Annotated in this window: 4 protein-coding genes; all 4 read right to left on the minus strand. The window is 67.7% G+C overall.

From position 1 onward, the window contains the following. Positions 1–26: 26 nt before the first annotated feature. Entirely contained in the window at positions 27–1,208 is a 1,182-nt protein-coding gene (locus WBF82_RS18630; protein WP_424384432.1) for a PPE family protein, read from the minus strand. A gap of 38 nt (positions 1,209–1,246) precedes the next feature. Beyond that, positions 1,247–2,080 carry a PPE family protein, SVP subgroup gene (locus WBF82_RS18635; RefSeq protein ID WP_424384433.1) on the minus strand — a complete coding sequence of 278 codons (834 nt, stop codon included), beginning with the start codon at positions 2,078–2,080 and terminating at the stop codon, positions 1,247–1,249. Between the two features lie 427 nt (positions 2,081–2,507). Next, the gene (locus WBF82_RS18640) at positions 2,508–3,698 is read right to left on the minus strand and encodes a PPE family protein (protein ID WP_424384434.1); all 1,191 of its coding nucleotides are present in this window, start codon (positions 3,696–3,698) and stop codon (positions 2,508–2,510) included. A gap of 58 nt (positions 3,699–3,756) precedes the next feature. Further along, a partial coding sequence (locus WBF82_RS18645; protein ID WP_424384435.1) for a PPE family protein, SVP subgroup occupies positions 3,757–3,933 on the minus strand: 177 nt, incomplete at its 5' end.

Here is a 3,933-nt window from a genome sequence, read left to right on the forward strand (position 1 = left end):
CCAAACAAGTTCTCGTGTAAGGTAATTCAGACGAGCACGCGGGTGGGCATCACCGTGGGTTTGACGCCGTAGCGTGGGCTGCTGAAGCCGTGGCCTCCGCGGCCGGTCGCGGCTACCGCCGGCATCCCAGTCGCGACGTTGGTCACGCCGCCGCCTTCGTCGTAGTCCGCGTTCCAATCCGCGGTCGTAACCGCCGCCGCGCTCGACTCCGGAGTGGCCGCAGACCAGGTGGGCGGCACCGACAGGCCGCCGACCGAGGATGACTGGGCGATACTTGCCAGCACAGGCGCCCCAGCCATGCCCGCGGTACCCACCGGAGCCATGGCGCCGGCCACTGCGCCTCCCAGGCCGGCGCCGATGGCTGCCGGAGCGGCAGCTGCTGCGGCGCCGGCGGCGGAACTTTGCGCCGCCTGAAGACCGAGACCGCCCGCGACGGCGCTCATCCCGAAGCCGACGGCGGCGCCGGTGTAGTTATAGACACCGATGTTGCCGCCGGAGGTGCCGAGATCGTTGAGGAACCCGTTGCCGGTGTAAGGGAAACTCGCCGCGCTCAACGGCGAGGTGGCGCCGGGGGAAGCCAGGCTTTGCATCGCGGTTGGCAGGTTGGCGACCAGCTCCGAAAGCTGGCTTTGGCTGCCTGCGGTCGAGACCGCGGCGCCTTGGGCGCCCGCGCCGGCCGGGTTGGTGGTCGCCGACGGCGAGGTCAACGGGTTCAACGAAGCGGCGCTGGCCGAGGAGCCGGCGTAGCCGTACATGGCGGCGGCGTCTTGGGCCCACATCTCCCCGTAATGGGCCTCGGTGGCCGCGATCGCCGGGGTGTTTTGGCCCAGGATGTTGGTGGCGACCAGGGCCGCCAACTGAGTCCGGTTGGCAGCGATGAGCGGTGGCGGCACCGTCATCGCGAACGCGGTCTGGTAGGCCGCCGCCGAGGCACTGGCCTGGGTGGCGGCGTGTTCGGCGGCCGCGGCGGCGTTGTTCAGCCACTCCACATAGGGGGTGACCGCGGCGGCCATCGCTGACGAGGCTGGGCCCATCCACTCTCCGGTGAGCTCGGAGATCACCGACTCGTGGGAGGCCGCCGCGGTGGCCAGCTCGGCGGCCAGGTTGTTCCAGGCTGCCGCGGCGGCCATCATCGGTCCGGCCCCCGGACCCGAGTACATCAGCGCGGAGTTGATCTCGGGGGGTCGTCCTGCGAAATCGAAAACCATTTCTTTGATCCTGTTCGTTTCTGAGTTGGGGTTAGTTGCTAGATGACGGTGGACCTGGGCATCACCTTCGGCTTGATGCCGTAGCGTGGCGCACCCAAGCCTGAGGTCCTACCCGTCGAGACCATCGAGGGCACCCCGCCGGGCACGGTGTTCACCGGAGCGCTGTGCGGGGCGGGGGAAGTCCAACCCGCCACCGTCGCCGGGGTGGCGCTGGCCGCCGATAACCCACCGCCGGCGGCCCAGCTCTGCGGGACCGACAACCCGCCGACCGCCGAGGCCTGGCCCACGCCCGCCAGCACTGGCGCCGCACCGACAGCGGCCGGACCGCCTGCACCGGCCAGCGACAATCCGCCCAGGTTGCCCATCCCCGCACTGGCCGCGCTGGCCGCGTCGGCGCCGGCACCGGCACTGTCGGCAGGCGGGAGCAGTCCCAAAAAGCTGGAGGCGTCCGAGAGAAACGGGCCACCTGCGAACATTCCGTCCATGGTTCCGCCGCTCATTGCGCCCGGGATGAGGCCGAACTGCCCGAACTGGGTCAGCTGACCGAGGATGTTGATACCCCCCAAGCCTGCCGTGCCGGTGGCCGCCGAGTTGGTGGCCTCGGTGGCGCCGTAGGAATCCCCGCTGAGCCCGAGCATCTGCACAAACGCCTGATTGATCGCCGTGGCTTCGGCGCTGACTTGCTGGTAGAGGTTGCCGTAGGCGGTGAATTGGGTCGCCTGCAGGGCAGACACCTCATCAGCGGCAGCGGGAGCCACACCCGTGGTCGAGGCGGCCGCCGATGTGTTCTGCGCGGCCAATGACGTACCGATGCCCTCCAGCTTGCCCGCCGCATATTCCAATGCGTCAGGCTGGGTCGTCACAAAAGACATGTGTTTGCTCCTTCAGAGTCGCGTTGTCCAAAAAGATCGACATCGGTTCATTTCAACAGACTTGTCATGGTAGTGTGCCACGTTTCCGGTGAATCCCTATATATGGGAAAAGCGCTGTGGCAAAAGCACTTTGAATCCGCAGCGTGCGTATACACCTTGTCGGTTTCAGCGGCAATGTATGAAAGCTGTAAATATGCTTAAAGTTAGCTGTGCACACTGGCGACTTTGACGGCGTTGGGTCGGGACGGTGTTGATGCATTGGGCCCCGTGATGAGCGGCTTCATGCCCCGCGTTAATTTGTTCGGGTTGTATTGCGGCCCAACGTGTCCCGATCATCGCGCGGTAGCGCTTGGCGTGGATTAAACTTAAGCGTGGCCGCACACCCAGCGGGGTGCGCGGCCACGCTTAAGACGGACGCCGACTTTCGCTACACGAGAACGGATTTCGGCATCACCGTGGGCTTGATTCCATACCGAGGCGCACTGAATCCGTAGCCCCCACGACTGGCGCAGGCGACCGCCGGCATCCCGGCCGCCACATTCGTCATCGGCACGCCCTCTTCGGGTGGGGCCGTCCACCCTGAGCCCGCCAGCGTTGTGGCACCCGAGTCCGGCGCGGCCGCAGACCATCCGGCCGGCACCGACAGCCCGCCGACCGAGGGCGCCGAGCCCATAGCCGCCAGTACCGGCGTAGCACCGAGGCCTCCGGCCGGAACTGCCGTGCCGGCCAAGGCTGCCGGCACTGCGGCGGCCAAAGCTCCGCCGCCCAAACCGGCCCCGACATTGCCGGCCGCGGCTGCGGCGCCGGCGCTTCCACCCCCCGCGTAATAGCCATACAAGATCGAGGCGGGGATGATGGCGAACATCTGCCAGGCCGCGGTGTCGAAGATCCCGTTCGGAATGTTTGACACCAGGCTGTTGGCGAAGAAGTCGTCGATTGGGTTGTCGACCGCCTGCGCGGCCAGCGGGGTGGCCAGCGATTGCATTGCGGTCGGCAGGTTGGATACGAGCCCCTGCATCCCCGCCGTCTGCGAGCTGGTCGCCGCGGCTCGAGAAACCGCGGCGGCTTGCGCGCCCAGCCCGACCGGGTTGGTGGCGGGCAACGGCGAGGTCAACGGATTCAACGACGCGGCGCTGGCCGAGGAGCCGGCGTAGCCATACATGGCCGCGGCGTCCTGGGCCCACATTTCGCCGTACTGGGCTTCGGTGGCCATGATCGCCGGGGTGTTTTGGCCCAGGATGTTGGTGGCGACCAAGGCGGCCAGCTGAACCCGGTTGGCCGCAATCACCGCCGGCGGCACCGTCATCCCGAACGCCGTTTCATAGGCGGCTGCCGACGCCATTGCCTGGGTCGCTGCGTGTTCAAGTTCTCCGGCGGTGGTGTGCATCCACCCCAGGTAGGGCGCGGTCGCGGCGGCCATCGCTGCCGACGATGGACCCAGCCACTCGCCGCCGGTGAGCTCGGAGATCACCGATTGGCAGGCAGATGCCGTCGTGCTCAATTCGGCGGCCGTGTTGTTCCAGGCCGCCGCGGCGGCCATCATCGGACCCGCCCCGGGGCCGGCGTACATGCGGGCGGAGTTGATTTCCGGGGGTAATGCTGCGAAATCGAGAACCATTTCATAAATCCTGTTCGTGTTAGCTGGTGTTCGATGGCCGCGTTGGCCGTCGAGTGGGTTAAACGACCGTCGGCTTGGGCATCACGGTGGGCTTGGCGCCGTAACGCGGCGCGCCGATGCCGTAGCCGCCGCGGCCGGCCGAGGCAACCGACGGCGCCCCGCCGCGCAGCGTGGTAACCGTCGCGCCTTGCGGAGCTGTGTTGGTCCAGCCGGCGCCTGATGAGGCCGCGGGGCC

The organism is Mycobacterium sp. (genome assembly GCF_049673265.1).
Lineage (GTDB): Bacteria > Actinomycetota > Actinomycetes > Mycobacteriales > Mycobacteriaceae > Mycobacterium.